This is a genomic window from Microbacterium sp. PAMC22086 (assembly GCF_019443525.1).
In the GTDB taxonomy this organism is placed as follows: Bacteria; Actinomycetota; Actinomycetes; order Actinomycetales; family Microbacteriaceae; genus Microbacterium; species Microbacterium maritypicum.
The window spans coordinates 518,543-538,399 of the sequence record NZ_CP080380.1; the positions used below are offsets into that span (position 1 = coordinate 518,543).

A 19,857-nucleotide genomic window follows, 5' to 3' on the forward strand; every position below is an offset into this window, starting at 1 on the left:
CAAAGTACGGGCGGTGCCCCTCATCGCTTCCCACCAAGGAGAAACAACGAAAGGCCCAGAGTAACCAAATGCTTCCAACCCGAAGGTCAAAGCGCATCCGGTCCCTCAGGACCCAACAGCGTGCAGACACCGGTCCCCTCACCCAGAACCTTCCAACCGCAAGCGGCGTACTAGTTCCGAGATCAGATCTCGATGCCATGTCAAATGTTCCACCCATGAGCTCCCAGCGAAGAACGTATGCCTTCGATCTGGGTTCTGGACTCCGAAGAGTCAGATGCTCCTTAGAAAGGAGGTGATCCAGCCGCACCTTCCGGTACGGCTACCTTGTTACGACTTAGTCCTAATTACCGATCCCACCTTCGACGGCTCCCTCCACAAGGGTTAGGCCACCGGCTTCAGGTGTTACCGACTTTCATGACTTGACGGGCGGTGTGTACAAGACCCGGGAACGTATTCACCGCAGCGTTGCTGATCTGCGATTACTAGCGACTCCGACTTCATGAGGTCGAGTTGCAGACCTCAATCCGAACTGGGACCGGCTTTTTGGGATTCGCTCCACCTCGCGGTATTGCAGCCCTTTGTACCGGCCATTGTAGCATGCGTGAAGCCCAAGACATAAGGGGCATGATGATTTGACGTCATCCCCACCTTCCTCCGAGTTGACCCCGGCAGTATCCCATGAGTTCCCACCATTACGTGCTGGCAACATAGAACGAGGGTTGCGCTCGTTGCGGGACTTAACCCAACATCTCACGACACGAGCTGACGACAACCATGCACCACCTGTTTACGAGTGTCCAAAGAGTTGACCATTTCTGGCCCGTTCTCGTATATGTCAAGCCTTGGTAAGGTTCTTCGCGTTGCATCGAATTAATCCGCATGCTCCGCCGCTTGTGCGGGTCCCCGTCAATTCCTTTGAGTTTTAGCCTTGCGGCCGTACTCCCCAGGCGGGGAACTTAATGCGTTAGCTGCGTCACGGAATCCGTGGAATGGACCCCACAACTAGTTCCCAACGTTTACGGGGTGGACTACCAGGGTATCTAAGCCTGTTTGCTCCCCACCCTTTCGCTCCTCAGCGTCAGTTACGGCCCAGAGATCTGCCTTCGCCATCGGTGTTCCTCCTGATATCTGCGCATTCCACCGCTACACCAGGAATTCCAATCTCCCCTACCGCACTCTAGTCTGCCCGTACCCACTGCAGGCCGGAGGTTGAGCCTCCGGATTTCACAGCAGACGCGACAAACCGCCTACGAGCTCTTTACGCCCAATAATTCCGGATAACGCTTGCGCCCTACGTATTACCGCGGCTGCTGGCACGTAGTTAGCCGGCGCTTTTTCTGCAGGTACCGTCACTTTCGCTTCTTCCCTGCTAAAAGAGGTTTACAACCCGAAGGCCGTCGTCCCTCACGCGGCGTTGCTGCATCAGGCTTGCGCCCATTGTGCAATATTCCCCACTGCTGCCTCCCGTAGGAGTCTGGGCCGTGTCTCAGTCCCAGTGTGGCCGGTCACCCTCTCAGGCCGGCTACCCGTCGACGCCTTGGTGAGCCATTACCTCACCAACAAGCTGATAGGCCGCGAGCCCATCCCCAACCGAAATTCTTTCCAGACGCAGACCATGCGGTCACGTCACATATCCAGTATTAGACGCCGTTTCCAGCGCTTATCCCAGAGTCAGGGGCAGGTTGCTCACGTGTTACTCACCCGTTCGCCACTGATCCCACAGAGCAAGCTCCGTGTTCACCGTTCGACTTGCATGTGTTAAGCACGCCGCCAGCGTTCATCCTGAGCCAGGATCAAACTCTCCGTAAAAAAGAAATGCATACCCCACCGGGAAAACGGTGACGCAGCGAGTTTGATGCTGACCAAAGAGACAAATTCATTGCTGACTTCATCCATTGCCAACCCCCCGGAAGGAGTTGGTCTTTGATCCAAAGGAATTCTCAACTAGCCGAAGCTAGACGAGGATAATTTGGCATTTGACAAGTGCACGCTGTTGAGTTCTCAAGGATCGGATGCTCCCACGACCCAGCCATCACAGCCAGGCCCGAAGGGCAACTTCTCTATCTTACCGATCTCGTTTCCGTTGTCAAGTCCGAGTTTTTCTCGGCCTGACCGTGGGAACGGATCAGCACCTTCATCCTGTTCACTCAGTGAGTGTCTGGGATTCGGGAGGTGTTAGCTGCTTGACGGGAGCCGGTCCGAGGACCTCCGCTCAACCGTTTGGGGCGAACAAGTAATAATTTACGCGGATCCCGGGGATCGGGCAAATCTAGGCCGACCGCCGGGCGTGTCGCGGTCCTGCACCTGCTTATCCGCGCGACTCTCCTACCCCTGTCGTGCCTCACTCCGTGGTCATGGGTGTGGTCGTGACGTCGATGTTGCCGAAGGGGAATGGGCTGAAGACCGTCCAGGAGCCGGGGGCGAACCCCTCCATCGGGATCAGGAAGAACCAGACGCGTGAGACGACGATCGCGACCGCCACGAGGGCCCCGCTGCCATCGATGCCACCAGGACAGGTGGCTCTACTCGCGACCATGAGGGCGGGGTACACCAGCGCGGCGATCACGGCGAGGATCAGAAGGCGACGGATCCTCGCGATGATCAACACTCCGGGGAGTCCAGCGACAGCAGTGGTCTCCGACGGGGTGTGCGGAAGCGACAAGGTGATCTCCTCTGTAGGGGGTCGTCTTCATGATGGCTCAGTGCTTGGCGTGGGGGAAGAGGGGTGGCTCCCTCGTCAGTGGCGTCAGTCGGATCCGTGTCATCGTGGACGGCAAGTCCCGCATCACCATCACCGTCACGAAGGGCTGACATGCGACCCACCTACGATCCCGAAGTGGACGCCGCGTACATGATGCTGGTGGACGCGATTGCGCCCGGCCAAGCGAGGCATCAGGTCGAGGTGCCCCACAACGACGGCATCGCCGGACAGTTCATCCTGGACTTCACCGAGGAGGGGAAGCTCCTCGGTCTAGAGATTCTCTTCGCCTCAGACACACTGCCCGCGTCCGTTCTGGCAGCGGCCGAACCTCTGCAATAGGGCGGGCAGGTGGTCGGGCCGGATGTGTACGACCTCGACCGCGACGGTGACGGGATCGCCTGCGACCGAGACGGCTCCGCCCTACGCTGGAGCGTCTGCCTCATTCTCGAGGCGCCTTCCCCTGGAGCTCTATGTCTGCAACGACGGTCGATGATCGTGCCCGCTACCGGGCGAACCCCTCTGTACTGACGGCGCTGAAGAATCCGCGGATGCTGACCCGCGAGGTGCTGGCAGGTCTCGTCGTCGGACTCGCACTCATCCCCGAGGCCATCGCGTTCTCGGTGATCGCGGGCGTCGACCCCAAGGTGGGGCTGTTCTCGTCGTTCATCATGGCGGTCTCGATCGCGTTCCTCGGCGGGCGGCCGGCGATGGTGACCGCGGCGACCGGAGCCGTCGCGCTCGTAATCGCGCCGGTCGCGCCGATGTACGGGCTCGACTACTTCATTGCGACCGTCATCCTCGCGGGCATCTTCCAGGTGATCCTCGGGGTGGTCGGCGTCGCGAAGCTCATGCGCTTCATCCCCCGCAGCGTCATGGTCGGGTTCGTGAACGCGCTGGCGATCTTCGTGTTCAGCTCGCAGTTCCCTCAGCTGATCGATGTCCCGTGGCTGGTGTATCCGCTGGTGGCGCTCGGAATCGTCGTGATGCTGGTGATGCCGAAGATCACCAAGATCGTGCCGGCGCCGCTGGTGTCGGTGGTCATCGTGACGGGAGTGGTGTTGGCGTTCGGCATCACGGTGCCGACTGTCGGGGACCAGGGCGAGCTGCCGCGGAGCCTGCCCTCTCTCTTCATCCCGAACGTTCCGCTGACGTGGGAGACGTTCACGATCATCGCGCCGTTCGCGCTCGGGGTCGCCGTGGTCGGACTGCTGGAGTCGCTGCTCACCGCGAAGCTCGTCGACGAGATCACCGACACCCACTCGCGCAAGAGTCGCGAGGCGTGGGGGCAGGGCGTGGCGAACGTGCTGTCGGGGATCTTCGGCGGCATGGGCGGCTGCGCCGTGATCGGTCAGACCATGATCAATGTGAAGGCCTCGGGCGCGCGGACCCGCATCTCGACGTTCTGCGCCGGCCTCTTCTTGTTCTTGCTGGTGGTCGTGTTCGGCGACTTCGTCGGGACGATCCCGATGGCAGCGCTCGTGGCCGTGATGATCATGGTAGCGATCGGGGCGTTCGACTGGCATAGCGTGCGTCCGTCAACGTTGAAGCGGATGCCGAAGAGCGAGACGTTCGTGATGGTCTCTACTGTCTTGTTGGTTTTGGTGACGCACAACCTTGCCGTCGGCGTGGTCGGTGGGGTGCTGGTCGCGTCGGTGCTGTTCGTGCGGCGGGTGGCGCACTTCGTCACGGTGACTCGGGTTTTGGGTGTTGATGGGGCTGTCGTTACGTATGTCGTGGAGGGGGAGCTGTTCTTCGCGTCGAGCAATGATCTGACGACGTTGTTCTCGTACTCAGACGATCCCGGTCGCGTCGTGATCGATCTGTCGGGGTCGCATGTGTGGGATGCGTCGACCGTGGCCGCGTTGGATGCGATCGAAACGAAGTATCAGGCGTTGGGGAAGACGGTGGAGATCGTCGGGATGAACGAGAGCAGTCAGCGGATGCGGGGGCGGTTGACGGGTGGGTTCGAGTAGCGACAGTCGGCGGCCCCGGCTCGATCTGGCGCGAACGGTCACGCACGGTCGCTTCGCGAGGCGAACCCATCGCCCTACGACCGGTGCGAGCATTCCGCGCAACTGAGCCGGTGGATACGGATCCATGTGCGATCTACCCCGGGTAAATCGCACAGTTCGCTAGGAGACAGCGCCGAGCATCCTTGAGTTCCGCGATGCGACGAAGTCCAGCTGTCGCGCGCGGAACTGCTTGTACTGCTCGATCGACGTCGGAAGCGGTGACCTTTCGTATCCCTCGAACGGGAGATAGAACCGGACCGCGCCGGTCTCGTCCACGAGGTCCTGAAGCAGGAAGAAGTCGACGTAGCGGTCGAAGCTCTCGAACAGCTCGAAGAAGTCGGCGTAAGCGCGCATCGCCTCGGTGAGCGGACTCTCCTCACAGACGTAATGGCGGCGGATCGCTTCAAGGGTGAGGTCGAATCGGTCCCGAATCCTCGGGTGCGTGCCACGCCGCTGGTTGATCGTCTGTTTGCGGTCGATCCGGTTACGCGGGAACACGAGACGTCCGCCGATGGTGCCGCCATCCCGATGCCACGCGGTGTTCGACTCCTCGCCCATCGCCTCGTAGAAGCCGCGCAGTCGGCCACGGTTCGAATTCGCGAGCGTGTCACTGGAGAGTACGAACTCTCCGAGTTCTGACCGATGACGAAGCACCCGAACCGAGCCGATGCGATCCGCCGTCAGCGTGAAGGTCGAACCCCCGGGAAGCGGCTTGCTCCACAGTCGCCGGTGGTAGCTCTGCAGGAGCGAGCTGTATGAATCAGGATCGCGACGACCGGCGTCGTCCTGGAAGTCGGTAGTCACATCCAGGACTTGAGCACGCTTCATCGGAGCAAGGCGTCGACGGCGTCGACACTGAACGCCGTCGCGAGCAGCCGACCGATCGCCCGTCCGAGTGGGATCGGCACCGCGTTACCGATCTGCCGAGCGATGGCAGTGCGGGAACCCGCGAACCGATACTCGATCGGGAATCCCTGAAGAACCGCGGCCTCGTAGTGAGTGATCGCGCGGTGGGCGAAAGGATGCAGGTACCGCCCTTTCTCCGGCTTGAAGAACTCGGTTCTGATCGTCACCGACGGCCGGTCGAGGTGGAGTCTGCCCATCACGTCGCCAGAGCCGGACTTGTGCTTCCGCCAGCAGGGGGCGAGAAGCTCGTCAGGCAGATCGAATCTGTTACCACCGGGCGGAATCTCGGCGAACCTGCGCAGCGAGATGTCCGCGTAGTCCCGTCCGACATGGAGCTCTCGAGACGCCCATGCTCCGCGGTGCTCCCGACCGTCGATCTCCATCCGACGATCTTCGAGCGAGGGGCCCACCGAATGAGGGATCCCGGCGAAGACCTCGCCGACGCTCACATGATCTTCGCGGTTGTGGGTGGCTTCCGGTAAGCCGATCTCAGGCATGTCTCGATGTCTTCCGATCAGGATCGCGCGTTTGCGAGCCTGAGGCGCCCCGAAGTCCGCGGCATTGAGCACGCTCCATTCGAAGGAGTAGTCGCTGAGGAGACCGCCTGCTCCTGTGGCGTCCGTGAGATCGCGGAACTGAGGCGACTTGGCGAACACGGCGACGTTCTCGAGCACGAAGTACTTCGGTCGGGCTCGGATGATCGTCTCCGCGTATTCCCGCCACAGAGTGTTCCGCTCGTCCTCTGCGTCCTGCTTGCCCAGAGTCGAGAACCCTTGGCACGGCGGCCCCCCGATCACGACGTCCACCGACGGCACCGTCTCCTCGCGCAGCCACTCCTCGATCCCACCCTGATAGGTGATGCCCTCGCCATGATTGAGCGCGAATGTCGCAGCCGCGTCGCGGTCCTTCTCGACGGCTCGGACCACATCGAAGCGCGGAGATGCCTCATGCATGCCCTGACTGAGTCCGCCCGCACCGGCGAATAGATCGAGGACGGAGATCGGGTTCTCCAAGGTGCCTCCCAGGCCTTCGAAACCCACTGCGCAAGTCGGGTTGATCTGATCCTACGGCGTAGCAGGATGGACGGATGGAAGCATCGCTGGCGTCGGAGAGATCCGCATCCTGGCCGACCAGCCCCGGGTCCAGAGCTTCGATGCGCGCGAACCGTGGCCGAGACACCGGCCCTGAACTGCAAGTCAGACGGCTCGTGCACGCGGCGGGCCTCCGATACCGGGGGAACGCACGCCCTGAGCCGGGTCTTCGCCGCACTGCCGACCTCTTGTTCCGGGGAAGTCGAGTCGCCGTGCTGATCGACGGCTGCTTCTGGCACGGGTGCCCCGAGCACCACCAGGCACCGAAGGCCAATGCCGCGTTCTGGTCTGACGAGATCGCGACCAATCGAGCCCGGGACGCCGACACCAACCATGTGCTCAGGAACCGAGGCTGGATGGTCGTGCGCGTCTGGGAGCACGAGATCCGGGCGGACGTCGATCGCGTCGCCGCCCGGATAATCGAAGCCGTCAGAGTGCGCTCAGCCCACCCGCTGCCCGAGCATCGCGTCGAGCACAGGACCGAAGAAGCCGACGACCTTCCCTCCGCCGACGACGAACGTCCTGTCGAGCAGTAGATTCGACGACTCACACGACGTTTCGGGCGCGAGGCTGCAGGCATGGCACGCAGCGAGGTTCAGCCCGTCGATGCTTTGCGGTTCCGACTCGGCGCACACAGGATCGTTCGGGCACCACGCGGCCTGTTCGAGAGCTGCCACGATCGCCGGCACCAGTAGGTCCGGTTCTCCTTGGCGGACAAGACCCCCGAGCGTCCCTTCGACATCTGCCGTGGTCGTGTAGATGAAGACCCCGTAATCGCCGGCGGCCTCGCAGTAGATCCGCTCCTTCAAGGAGGACGCCGTGTACCCGCTGCTGAAAGCCAGCTCCCGCATCAACAGATGCGCGAACGAGTGAAGCAACACGTACTCAGCCGAGACGACATGCAGGCGAAGCCCCAGAGCAGAACCATTCTGATGCTCCAGGAGAGTCTGCTCGAGCGCTCGGACCGAGGGCTGGGATGCCCATTCCTCCACAGCGGCCGCGTCGAAGCGGATGAAGATCCCCTCGCCGTATCCCTCGGCGGCAGGCAGCCAGGACTTCTCGAAGGGCTGTGTCGGCACCGCCGGGACGGCGGTCGCCTCCAGCGAGTACCTGCGGAACCCTCGCGCCGCTCGGACGTCGCGGAGCCGGTCGACCAGGACCACGTCCTGGATCCTCGCGGTGACACCATCGCCGGCATCCTCACCCCTCGGATGCAGCTCGATCGGCCTCGTCACGAAGTCATGCATCGGCGCGGTTCCCGAAACCGCCCGGACGAATGCTTCGAACTCGTCGCCTTGAAGGGTGCTCATGATCTCGCGACGTTCGACGGGTCCGGCGTCATCCACCACCGCCTCGATCTCCTCCGCCGACACCCCGAGGTTCCTGGCCATCTGCGCGATCATGCCGTCGCGCAACGCCGGGACAGCGGCGCCGAGGCTGTCGAACAGCCCGTGACCACGGATCGCGTCCTCTTTGTCAGAACTACGACTGGGGACGGGCGGGATGTCGATGGCGCTCACGGAGTCGCTGAAGTGGAGGCTGGTCGCGCCGCGTTGTTGCGCGTCCAGAGGCTTCCCACAACCGGTCCACTCACTTTCCCAGGGTTGGGTGCCTCTGCAGGTGAATCCGTCTTTGGCCAACGCATCGCGGCGGAGTTCACCCAGCGATCGCTTCGCTCCACAGGCGTCGCATGACACCTGCAGACTGCTCAAGCCGTCACCGACTCCTTCGAGCGTGCGGAAGCGCAATCTCTCGGATGACTTGCAGTCGCCCTCAGATCCACGATGTGTCCAGTCGGCCCATGGAACGTCACCCAGGTGACTGTTCTCAGTGCAGACGAGGACGAACCTCATCGGGACGAGCCGCCCGTCGCACCCGGTCTCGGTGCAGTGTGGAGCCCGACCGGTCTCGAGTTTGGGGCTCCACTTGACCAACCGGCGGCACACCTGACAGAAGAGCCACCCGGGGAACCTGACGAACTCGAGTCCCGGCACCGTTCCCTTCTCAGGTTCGTGGGTCGTCGGGGCCGCCCACAGTTCCTGCACATGCAGGGCATCGGCGAGTCGGGCCGAGTCGACCCGCTCTCGCACCTTCTGAGAAGGCCATTTGTCTCCGGTCGGAACCATGAACGACTGACCGAGGATGTCCACGATCGCCCCCGGACCGTATGGGGCGACCGTCTCGGACGCTCGGATCGTCTTCACCGTCGACTCAACCATTTCGCTCTCCCTTCGCCCGCACCTTCACGACCCTGTCCACGTTCCGCATCGAGTTCATCACCGGCCAGCCCCCTCCCGGCTCGGTGAACTGACGGAGCAAGCGCTCCTCTGGGTCCTTCGACTGGTACACGAGCGACTTTCCGGCTCGCGAAGCCCGCTCGCGTACCTCCACCCAGTCGAGGACGGCCTCGTCGATCTCGACGCCGACCTGTTCCGACTCGCGTTCGTCGGCGCACCTGACGTGCGCCTTCAACAACGAGACCGCCTTCTTCACACCCGCCGAATCGGGGTCGAAATACGCAGCATCGGCGTTGCCGTTCCTGCCTACGCCATGCCTCACGAGGATGACCAGCGCTGCCCGCAGGGCCCGACGTCGCGCCTGCAGCGACCACGGCGTGACGCTCGACGGTTCGACGAACCGGTAATAGGCGCTGTGGTACGCGTTGAACGACTCGAACACCGATCTATCTCGCGGCTTTCCCGATCGGAACATCGTGACGACCAGCCCCGGCGTCGTCCCGCGACCGACACGCGAGGTCGCTTGGATGTACTCGGCGGTCGTCTTCGTGTGGCCGTTCACCAGCATCACCCCGAGCCGCTGGACATCGATTCCGACCGACATGATGTTCGTCGTCGCCAGCGCATCGATCACATCCGCGTTCTCCGGCCCACGTTCGAGCCGCTGCAGGAGGCGGATGAGCTCGTCCGAGGGGACGTTGCCGTTGAGCTCCTCCACCCCTTCGGCGCCCAGGGCGCGGGTCGGCTTCTCGCCGCCGGACCGACGCGCGAGGTTGCTCTGAACGTCATCCCGAAGGATCGTGACCGTACGCCCGAGTTCGCGGAGGCTGTTGTGGTACACCGCGAGTGTCCAGTATCGATCCTTCGCCTCCCCCGCCAACCCGGTGGCGACCGGGGCGTCGAGGAGTTCGGTCGCGATCTGTCCGATCGACCATGAAGGCGTGTGAGCCTGTGGCATGATGCCCAGATAGAGCCTTCCCGCGGCGTCGGGGTCGGGTTCGGAGAAGTGATTGTCCTCAGCGTGCAGCCCCGCAGGCGGGAACGCCTCGACCCTCTTCGCCATCAGCCCCCGGACCTGGTCCTCGGACGCGCGGGTGGTCGCCGTCGAAGCGACCGTCTTGGGCCCTGTGCCGTTCCACCGGAGCAGCGCACCGATGGCGGCCTCATACGCGCCCACGATGGTGCCCAGCGGTCCGGACAGAAGATGCAGCTCATCCTGGATCACGAGCGAGGGTGGATCGCAGATGCTGTCGATCCCGAACATCCGAGACCCGTCCGATATCCAGGCCAGACGCGCGAGTTTGTCGACTGTGGCCACCAGCATCGTCGGAGGGTTCGCGTAGATGCCCTCATCGACGACTTGAACCGGAAGCGTGTCGGAGAAGGGGCAATCGTCATCCGGACAGAAAAACTCGAACCCGTAGGCGCTCGCCTTCACCCCGTATCGGCGATCCTTCGACGTCTTGCGTGGCGGCATGATCGACTCGGCGCACCACGGGCACTCGAGGAGTTGGAAAGGATTGTCCGGTCGACTCTGCTGCCTGGCTTCACGCAACTGCTTCTCGGCCTGCTTGTACGTGCCTGGAGTGGTGGAGTTGCCCAACCAGAGACCGATCGAGAAATCGGGGGCTTCATCGAGCCTCTCATCGTCCGCACGCATCAGTTCCAGCGCGCATATGAGTGTCGCCGCACGCTGGAACTGCTGTGCGGTGAGGAGTCGCATGGTGTAGCGCGTGAGCACAGCCATCCCGCCACCCTTGTGTCCACGGGCCAGCCTGCGTCGGATCATCTCGATCGCGGCTAGGCCGAGGTACGCCTCGGTTTTGCCTCCGCCGGTGGGGAACCAGATCAGATCGACGAGGTCGCGATCGTCATGCGCATCATCGACGGTCGAGGCCAACGCGCTGAGAATGAATCCCAGCTGGAACGGGCGCCACGTCGGTTCGTCCGCGCCTTTGTCATCGAAAAGCTTCCGACCGTAGCGAGTCTCCTTGTTGACGACTTTCCGCTGCCGCAGCATCTGCCATCGCATCGCGGTGTTGGCCATCCGGAACGCCTGCAGCACCTGAGCGTCCTCGCTGAGGACTCGGATGCCTTCCTCGATACGTGCGAGCGCGCGGTGTTGCCGCTCCACGATGCTCTTCGCGATCGCGCGGTCGGCATCATCCAACTCCGAGGCCTCAGCCTCCTGCTCCGAGATCCACTCCGCGTACTCCTGGGCGACGGACGACAACCCCTCAACGAGGTCAGGGACCGCCACCGTGTCATCCGAGAGCCACCGCATCCTGACGGCATCGCCGGCACCCCGCTTCGCGCGGATCGCGCTCACCTCGGTCTGCGGAATGACTGATGTTCGTACGGTGACCGGAGCCGCCTCCGGCACACACTCGACGGCGACGCCATGTCCAATCGCGAACGACGGCTTGTCCCGATAGCGGAATGCCAGTTCGCGATCGTCAGAGGAGACGTGCACGCTCGTCTGCGGATAGGGAAGGAGGCCGGTCTCATCCGAGCACGACAGCTCCACCTGGAAGAGGCACCGCTCCGGGTATCGCTTGGCTTCGCCCGCCGCGACCTCCGCGTCGTTGGACAGCGCCACCGTGGTCAGCCAGCGCCCCCCGTGATGTCTCGAACGCCACGAGAGTTTCGCCCGTCCTTCGAGCACCGACATCTCACCACTCGCGCCGACCTCGATGAACTCGCGACCCGCCACCGGTCGCCGCGTCCACTGCTCATCACTTCCTTTCTCGTACACCCCGGCCGAAAGATCGATGCTCAGCGACGAGCCTCCATGAACGAATGACACCCCCAGCGACGCCGGCGCCCACCCGAACGCACCCGTCAGGTTGACGCCGAGGTCCTCGATCTCGGCGTCACCGCCTTCACCGTCATCGGCCGTCGATTCCCATTCGATCTCCTCCTCTTCGGCCACCGCTCCGGCCGAGTCCTCGACCTCGTCCAGTTCGACAGGAACCGCCGTTCCCTGCTCGACCGGGTAGAGCGTGCCCACCAGGTATGCGTACACGGGGCTGCGCTGCAAGACCTCGCGCTCTCCGTCGAGCGGCCCCAGCCACCGACGTCGCACTTCAGCGACGACTGCAGCCCTTCCTTCGCGCGGATCGGTGATCGACTGAGCGGTGTCGGTCAGAGTGGTCGTCTCGATGTCGGTCATGCCTTGCTCCAGAGATAGTTGAACTCGTTGTATGCGAGGTCTTCACCGAACTGCTCGAAGGTGTCCTCGACGTTGACGATCAGGCACCGCTCAGTGCCGCCGTTCGCGGGCCCACGCAGTCCCCGACCGACCATCTGCAGGTACCGATTCGGGCTGAAGGTCGGGCGGGCGATGTACAGCGCACGGACCTTCGGAGCGTCGAAGCCCTGCGTGAGCAGATCGCAATTGACCAGCACTCGGGTATCGCCGGATTTGAACTGCTCGATCACACGCCTGCGCTGCTGCCTGCGCATGCTTCCGTCGACGGAGTCCGCACTGACGCCCTCCAGCCGCAAGAGAGCAGCGATCGTATGCGCGGATGCCACGGATGCCGCGAAGACGAGGATCGGCCAGCTTGGATCCTGCTCCTTGATGTGCTCGATCACGGTGAGCGTCCGACGCATGTCCTGGCCGATCGCTGCGAGCATGTTCGCCGAGACCTCCTTCATCTTGAGGAATTCGGCGTCCTGCTGACCGACGCCGATCTCGACACCGTTCAGCACCTCATAGTCGACCTCGGAGAGGACGTTCCATGACCTGAGCTGGTGGATTGGATCGTCGGGGTCAAGCGACTCGAGTCGGTTCTCCCCGAACCGCTGAGCGAAGAGGCGATTGATCTCATCGTTTCGTCCGCGGAAAGGGGTAGCGGTGAGCCCGAGCAACGGCCGATCCGTGCGAGCAGCCGTGAGCCCGAGGTTTCGGAGAATGTCCGTGTACGACTTGGACAGAGCAGTATGCGCCTCGTCAATCACCACGATGCCGGGCTGCGTCAGCCATTCATATTGTGGCTCCCCCAAGCGACGCACCAGCGTCGCATCGATCGCGACGACTACATGAAGCTCCTCGTCGGACTCATCGAGTTCGTATCCACCCCAGAACCTACTGACGTCGAGAGGACGCTCGTCCCCGAAGGCTCTCCACACCTCGGTGAACGACTGGATGGCCTGTTCGCACAGCTCTTCGCTCTGGGCGATCCAGAGGAGCGGAGACCTGACTTCCCCCGACTTCATCAGTCGGACCAACGCCTCCACCGTCACACGGGTCTTCCCCGCGCCGGTGGGCAGATACAGAAGCCCACGCCGACCGGTGGATTCCTCTGCGGCAACGAGAGTCCCGATCTTCTCCGCCACCTCCTGCTGATAGTCGTGAAGCGGGTTGAGGGTCAGTCGGCCTTGGATATGGCTCACAGCTGATGGCCGACTCTCACGTGTTCCTGCGAACGACGTGTCGAAACCGAGGTTCTTCACCGCGGCTTGAGCGGCAGGCGACCCGTCCCATCGCTCAGGGACGGCGATACCCCGACGGCGGAGGACGTCTCTGAGTTCGCGAACCGCATCCTGGCCATGCACCCGAAGGAAGAGTTCAGCGACGCCGCGATCGTCGAGAGCCCCGGTGTTGGATTCAACCGCTTCCAGGAGGCCGTCCGGTAGCGCGGTTCGAAGCGAATCCGCATCGACGAGTATCAGCAGTCTCCGCTCGTCGTTGCGTGCTGCTCGCGCCGATGCGATCAGCTCACTGTGACGCATCCGTTCGTCACTGCGAAGCACGCCTCGGACATCGTCCGACGTCAGCCCGAGTTCGAGGGCGGCCGATACCGCGGCGAGCGCGGTCTCCACGTCGAGCGATGCGTCCACGACCACGGAATTGTCCTGATGCGTCATTCGGAGCCGCTTCTTCTTCACGCCTCTCGCGCTCTGGAGTACCCGCTGGATGCTGTCGGCGCGGGTCACGGTGACCTTCGCAAGCAGCATTGCGACATTGCTCTGAAGACTCGGGTGGATGTCGCACAAAGGGACTGCCTCACCTGCGCCGCGGATTTCGATCGACTGGTGAAGTGCGTCCTCGGCGGACATCAGCCCCCATCTGGTCGTCAGGTTCGTACCGTTCTCATCGACAGGGATGTAGGCGACTCCCGACTCGTCGAGATCGGTGATGCCGTCTCCGGCGACCACGACGGCGACCTCTTCCCGAGGCGTCAGAAGGATCCTGCCGTTGGAGATCGCGGGGATACGCTCTGGGATTGCGAGGTCGGACCTGCGCGCGCATTCGACGATCAACTCCGCGAACTCTTCGGGGCGCGTCGCCGGATAGCCTTCCGCGGTCAGAAAACTGGTGAGCATCCCGTCCGGGATCGATTCGACGGTCTTCGGCAGAGGGAGCCCCGCCACGATGTCCGCGTCCGCGACCGGAAGGAACGGCGCGAACCGCCGCAACGACCCTGACAGTGCCTCACCGATCCTACGAGCGCCGATGGAGGTCTGGATCAGCCCGAAGCGGCTTACAGCCCACCACTCCATGGCGGGCATCCGGATCTCGGCTCTGCGCCCCCCGAGAGGGACCACGAGGATGAACTCCGACGCACCCATCCGAGTGAGCACGGCCTGCGTCCATGCGACCCTGTCCTGCTCCGTGAGGTTGTCGAGCAGCAGATCGAGTGGACCGACTCCCGAGAGCTCGGGGATGTCGATTCTCGGAGCCGTCAGCCCGTTCGCCGAAAGGTAGCGCCGCGCGAGGTCTTCGATCGTCGAGACGTACTCGCTCCGAAGACCGTCACGCCAGATGGGGCGATCGCGCTCCGGCACGGTCACCGCGCCAGCAGCAGCACGGACGGCGACGTTCGGAGCCATTGCCGGGTCGATCTGGCGAGTGGGCACATCGCGCGCGATCGAAGCGTCCGCGATGAGGTCAGGCGCTGCACGCCATGTGCCTGCCTGCGTGCGCATCAGAACAGTGACCCCGCGCCGGCGTATGTTCTCGACGGCACTCAACGCTACGCGAGGGGTCGCCGCATCCAGCGCCCTCCAGAGGCGCTCCCAGTCGCTTTCCTCCCAGCGATCGGTCGCCGAGGCCGCGAGCGCCGCGGCCGCCTCGTCGCCCGAGATCTCCCGAAAACCGAAGGCTCGCAGCTCGTCTGCGGCCAGTTCGGCCAAGTCCGCACGCACGAGCTCGACTCCGTCGGGCACGGTGGCATCGGGCACAGGGAGAAGAACTGTCTGATTCTGATCTGCGCGAGCCCACTCTCCGCCCTCCAGGGGAAGGATCCTCGCGGCGACGGCAGCTTGATATGTGGTCGGTGCGCCACGACGAAGGTCAGCGAGAACTCGGAGCGCGGTGAGTGAGCCGCCGGGGTCCTGTTCGTCAGCGAGTTCCGCCAGCCAGCCGGCTGCGCCGGATTCCTGAGGACTCCGTTCGCCTTCCGCACCCCCGAGCAGAGACCTCAGCCGAGCGCGTCGGGCCGGCGTCGAGAAACACTTGGCATGCGGCATCGTTTCACGCGGCGCGCGCCCCTGCCACAACTGGGCGGCCTCGAAACCGATCGGGGTCTTCTCCAGATCTGGCACGCCTCGGAAGTAGGTGGACACTTTGAGCTGTCCGGAGACGTCGGGGATGAGCGGGCGCGACCTCGCGAGGATCGGGACAGCTGCCGAGAGATACGCGTCGGCAGCACTCTTGATCTCTCGCCCTCGAGCGGGGAAGAGGTCGAGATGAGCCGCCGGGTCGTCGACCGTCACGGCGCGCGCCACGACGTCTAGGAAGAGTTGCGCGCCCACCTCGAGCATCGCGGCATTCAGTCTGGAGTTGGGGACGAGGGATGTACGGTCATCGTTCACCTGCCAGGGAGCGTTGAAGATGCCGCTCGCAGTCGTCTCATCGCGAAGCGGGAACCATGCCCAGAGTCGACCTGTGGTCGCACGCACCCCTGGTTGCACGGCATAGGAGATCGTCATCGACTGACGCAGCGCCGTCTCCGGGAGTGTCGAAGAGACATCGATGGTCGGTGTGTAGGTTCGCTCTGCGAAGAGCCAGCGAGTCCGTGTTCCGTCACGATCGACGATGACCACCTCGCCATCCTTCTCCTGGGTCTCCCGCAGGAAGTCGCGCGAGACGGCTGCCGTCCCTGGCCGGCCCTGCAGCGTGATCCGTAACTGGTTGAGCCCTTTGAAGAACAGCAGCGACTCAGGCTTGAACTCTTCCAGCTCGGTGCGCAGACGTGCACCCGCGCGGGTGAGCGGGAGCTTGACGATCGTGGTCGCCCACCCCATCATCTCCGCGAGGTTCTGATCCTCGCGCCGAGCCGTCTCGACATCGATCATGCTGGGCACACGCAGCAGCGGGAAACGGCCTCCGGCGGAGGGGATGCCGGTGAACAGTTCAGCGGTCTCGGGGGCGTTGAACCCGAAGCTCACCGCACGGCTGAAGATCTGCGGATGATCACTGACGCCCAGCACAGACTTGAAACCCAGCCCGAAGCGGCCGATCTCGTCGCCGCGCTTCGAGCTCAGGAACGCGTAGGTGACGGCCGTCAAGCCGTCGGCGTCGAATCCCGCACCCTCGTTGGCGCAATAGAGTGCGCCGTCCGCGAGGCGGAACTCGACCATTCCCGGCGCTCCGCCTGCGGCGAGCGCATCGACCGCGTTCTGCAGCAGCTCCGGTATCTGCCTCGTCCCGTAGCCTCCGGACTTGAAGCTGTCCTCCTGACGGACATGCTCCACCAGTAGATCGTGGTCTTCCTCATAGACGCGCAGCGCCTTGGACTGTCTCTCCGAGATGTGATCCTGCAACGCGGGATCCATCAGCTCCGGCCAGCTCATGTCGAACCTCTCCTCCTGTCAGCGGAACGTTCGTCCGCGCCGAGGCGAGTGCTCAGCCGAGTGACGTTACGGAGGACCTCAGACATTCCCCTTCGAACGCCACCCCCTGGCGATCATTATGGAGGAGGATTCATCCGTCCGCATGAAGTCGAGCCGTCGAATGTCCGACGAGTCGATAAATTCTCCGGCCTCGATCGGATCGATACGATGGCGGAGAGCGGATCGACCGCAGACCGGTCAGGGGAGGTACGAAGTCGTGCAGACATCGCATCAGGATGCCGCTCCGAGCACGCTCAATGTGGCTCCGGGCTCGATCGTCACGGTTCGCGATGCCGACTGGCTCGTGACGAATGCGTCTCCGACACGTGATGGCCTGTTGGTCGAGGTCACCGGACTCTCCGAGTTGGTCCGTGACACCCGCGCTGCCTTCTACGAAGGCCTCGACGACATCGTGCCGCTCGATCCACGCGCCGCGCGGCTTCGCTCCGACACATCCCCAGGACACCGGCAGAGCCGCCTGTGGCTGGAGTCCACCCTGCGCCGCACGCCTCTCCCGCTCGGCGAGGGCGACCTGTCGGTTTCGACGCGGATGCTCACCGACACCCTCGGCTACCAGCGCAGCGCCGTGCGCAAGGCTCTGAGTTCGGCACAGCTCCGCCCTCGCGTCCTCCTCGCCGACACGGTGGGGCTGGGCAAGACGATCGAGATCGGGATGATCCTCTCCGAGCTCGTTCGTCGCGGACGCGGCGAGCGCATCCTCATCGTCACCCCGAAGCACGTGCTCGAACAGATGCAGTTCGAGATGTGGACGCGCTTCGCCCTTCCGTTCGTGCGCCTCGACTCCGTGGGCATCCAGCGCGTGCGTCAGAAGCTGCCCGCCACCCGCAACCCTTTCAGTCTCTATAAGCGCGTGATCATCTCGGTCGACACGCTCAAGCAGGATCGCTATCTCAACCACCTGCGCCGGCAGCAGTGGGATGCCGTCGTCATCGACGAATCACACAACCTCACCGGCGTCACCAAGAACAACGCCCTCGCGCGCGTGCTCGCACCGAACACCGAGGCCCTGATCCTCGCGTCGGCCACTCCCCACAACGGTCGCAAGGAGTCGTTCGCAGAGCTCATCCGTCTGCTCGAGCCCACCGCGGTGTCGCCGAACGGCGACGTCGATCCGCAGGCACTCGATCGCCTCGTGATCCGGCGGCACCGCTACTCCGACGAGGTCAAGCGCGAGGTCGGCGATCAGTGGGCGGAGCGCAAGGAGCTGCAGCATCTGGTCGTCGCCGCGTCACCGGCAGAGGATGCCGTCGCCGACGAGCTCGCCGAGGTCTGGCTATATCCGCAGGTGAGCAGCCCGTATTCGGGTGACAACAAGGGACTGTTCCCCTGGACACTCGCGAAGGCGTACCTGTCGAGCCCGCCGGCTCTGCTGGAGTCCGTGCGCAACCGCATACGGACGCTCGGCGACACCCGCACGCTCGAGCAGGACCGGGAACTCGAAGCACTCCGGCGTCTGGAATCGCTGGCGAGGGACAGCACCGAGGGCGAGTCGGCCAAGCTGACGAAGCTCGTCGCGTACCTCAAGCAGATCGGTATCGCGCGCGGTTCGGCCGAACGGGTGGTCATCTTCTCCGAGAGAGTCGCGACCCTCCATTGGCTGCGATCCCGCCTTCGTGAAGATCTCAAGCTGAAGGACGACCAGGTCGAGATCCTGCACGGTGGCCTCTCCGACGTCGAGCAGCAGGCCGTGGTCGAATCGTTCAAGCAATCGTCGTCACCGATCCGAGTGCTGATCACCGGTGACATCGCGTCGGAGGGAGTGAACCTGCACTCGCAATGCCATGAACTGGTCCACTTCGACATCCCGTGGAGCCTCATCCGCATCGAGCAGCGCAACGGCCGCATCGACCGTTACGGCCAGCAGCACCCACCGCAGATCACGACGATGCTGCTGAGCCCGTCGAACCAGCGATTCTCCGGCGACATGCGCGTGCTGCAGCGTCTCGTCGAACGCGAGAACGAGGCACACGGCGCGCTCGGTGATGCGGCGGTACTCATGGGGGCGTACAGCGTCGCCGCCGAGGAGAAGGCGATCGAGCAGGCGCTGATGAAGGGCAATCCGATCGACGAGGTCGTTCCGGGAGTCACCGACATCGCGGGCGACTCCGATGATCCATGGCGAGCCTTCCTGCAGGGCTACTCAGAGTCGGCCCCCACCGCGGTCTCCGCCACCGTCGATGACGGAGGCACCACCGGCCTCTTCGAGTCGGATGCCGACTACCTGCAGTCCGCCCTGCATGAGGTGTTCGAGACACCGGCCGAGAACCTCGGTGCGGGCGGCGTAGACTGGAAGGTCCACTCCGGATACGGGATGGTCGAGCTCAGCCCGACCGACGACCTGAAGCAACGACTGACCGCCCTGCCGCAGAGCTACCTGCAGGAGCGCAAGGTGCTCGGCGACATGAAGCTCGCGACCACCGAGACCCGGGCCAAGGCCTCGCTCAAGGACGCCCGTGACGACACCTCAGAACGGCAGAGTCTGTGGCCGGACACGCACTACCTCGGACCGTTGCATCCTGTTCTCGACTGGGCAGGTGACCGCGTACTCGCGAAACTCGGTCGAAATGAGGTCTTCGTCGTGCGCGGTGACATACCGGTGCCGACCGTGCTGCTGCTCGGCACCCTCAGCAATGCCCGAGGCCAGGTGATCGCGACGAGCTTCGTGACGGTCTCCGGCGGGATGATCCACCCCTATGCGAGTGCGGGAGAGGCGCTTGCCGACCTCGGCATCACCTCGGCGCATACGAACCCGGGTGCTGTCGAGAGCGTCGAGGCGCTGCAGGATCTCATCCCGCGCGCCGTGGACCGAGCCGTCGCACATCTCGAGGTGACGACCGAGGCCGCGGCGGCCGACGCACGCCGTCGCGTCGACGAATGGTCACAGCGGGTGGAGTCGTGGATCGAGACGTCGGGCGAACTCGTCCAGCGTGCGGATCTCAAAGGTCGACGCTCCGCCGTGAAGGACGAGGAACGCACAGCGCGCTCGATGCTTCCCGCACGACACCTCGCCCGTCCGCTGCTCGTCGTCGTCCCTGAGGAGGCCTGAG

The 19,857-nt window shown here is 63.8% G+C and carries 10 protein-coding genes and 1 rRNA gene; 4 read left to right on the forward strand and 7 right to left on the reverse strand.

Going from position 1 to position 19,857, the window contains the following annotated elements:
- Positions 1–285 precede the first annotated feature (285 nt).
- Together KY497_RS02545 and KY497_RS02550 are read right to left on the reverse strand one after the other, a co-directional pair.
- Positions 286–1,809: ribosomal RNA gene (locus tag KY497_RS02545) — 16S ribosomal RNA — on the reverse strand.
- 532 nt (positions 1,810–2,341) lie between these two features.
- Positions 2,342–2,662: a hypothetical protein gene (locus KY497_RS02550; RefSeq protein ID WP_258185821.1), complete on the reverse strand. Its 321-nt coding sequence runs from the start codon at positions 2,660–2,662 to the stop codon at positions 2,342–2,344.
- A 174-nt stretch (positions 2,663–2,836) separates the two neighbouring features.
- On the opposite strand from KY497_RS02550, the gene KY497_RS02555 reads away from it, so the two are divergent.
- Together KY497_RS02555 and KY497_RS02560 are read left to right on the forward strand one after the other, a co-directional pair.
- Positions 2,837–3,040, forward strand: a complete 204-nt coding sequence (locus tag KY497_RS02555) for a DUF2283 domain-containing protein (RefSeq protein WP_219869749.1) — start codon at positions 2,837–2,839, stop codon at positions 3,038–3,040.
- Between the two features lie 131 nt (positions 3,041–3,171).
- Entirely contained in the window at positions 3,172–4,674 is a 1,503-nt protein-coding gene (locus KY497_RS02560; protein WP_219869750.1) for a SulP family inorganic anion transporter, read from the forward strand.
- Positions 4,675–4,833: 159 nt separating this feature from the next.
- Here KY497_RS02560 and KY497_RS02565 read toward each other — a convergent pair whose 3' ends face one another.
- Both KY497_RS02565 and KY497_RS02570 read right to left on the reverse strand, forming a co-directional pair.
- Entirely contained in the window at positions 4,834–5,517 is a 684-nt protein-coding gene (locus KY497_RS02565) for a DUF6994 family protein (RefSeq protein WP_219869751.1), read from the reverse strand.
- A gap of 20 nt (positions 5,518–5,537) precedes the next feature.
- The gene (locus KY497_RS02570; protein WP_258185823.1) at positions 5,538–6,632 is read right to left on the reverse strand and encodes a DNA cytosine methyltransferase; all 1,095 of its coding nucleotides are present in this window, start codon (positions 6,630–6,632) and stop codon (positions 5,538–5,540) included.
- Positions 6,633–6,772: 140 nt separating this feature from the next.
- Here KY497_RS02570 and KY497_RS02575 point away from each other — a divergent pair, with 140 nt between their 5' ends.
- Positions 6,773–7,246 (forward strand): very short patch repair endonuclease, encoded by a 474-nt coding sequence (locus KY497_RS02575; RefSeq protein ID WP_258185955.1) that lies wholly within the window; start codon positions 6,773–6,775, stop codon positions 7,244–7,246.
- On the opposite strand, the gene drmB is transcribed toward KY497_RS02575, so the two are convergent.
- Genes drmB through KY497_RS02590 form a run of 3 tightly spaced genes read right to left on the reverse strand, consistent with a single transcriptional unit; the run spans position 7,151 to position 16,750 of the window.
- Entirely contained in the window at positions 7,151–8,929 is a 1,779-nt protein-coding gene (gene drmB / locus KY497_RS02580) for a DUF1998 domain-containing protein (protein ID WP_219869753.1), read from the reverse strand. The two genes, KY497_RS02575 and drmB, sit on opposite strands and share 96 nt — an antisense overlap.
- A complete protein-coding gene (locus tag KY497_RS02585; RefSeq protein WP_219869754.1) occupies positions 8,922–12,119 on the reverse strand; it encodes a helicase-related protein in 3,198 nt (1,065 codons plus the stop codon). Before KY497_RS02585 ends, drmB begins: the two co-directional genes overlap by 8 nt.
- Entirely contained in the window at positions 12,116–16,750 is a 4,635-nt protein-coding gene (locus KY497_RS02590; protein ID WP_219869755.1) for a DEAD/DEAH box helicase, read from the reverse strand. The genes KY497_RS02585 and KY497_RS02590 overlap by 4 nt, the downstream gene beginning before the upstream one ends.
- A 256-nt stretch (positions 16,751–17,006) precedes the next feature.
- Here KY497_RS02590 and KY497_RS02595 point away from each other — a divergent pair, with 256 nt between their 5' ends.
- Entirely contained in the window at positions 17,007–19,856 is a 2,850-nt protein-coding gene (locus KY497_RS02595) for a DEAD/DEAH box helicase (protein WP_258185824.1), read from the forward strand.
- Position 19,857 lies beyond the last annotated feature (1 nt).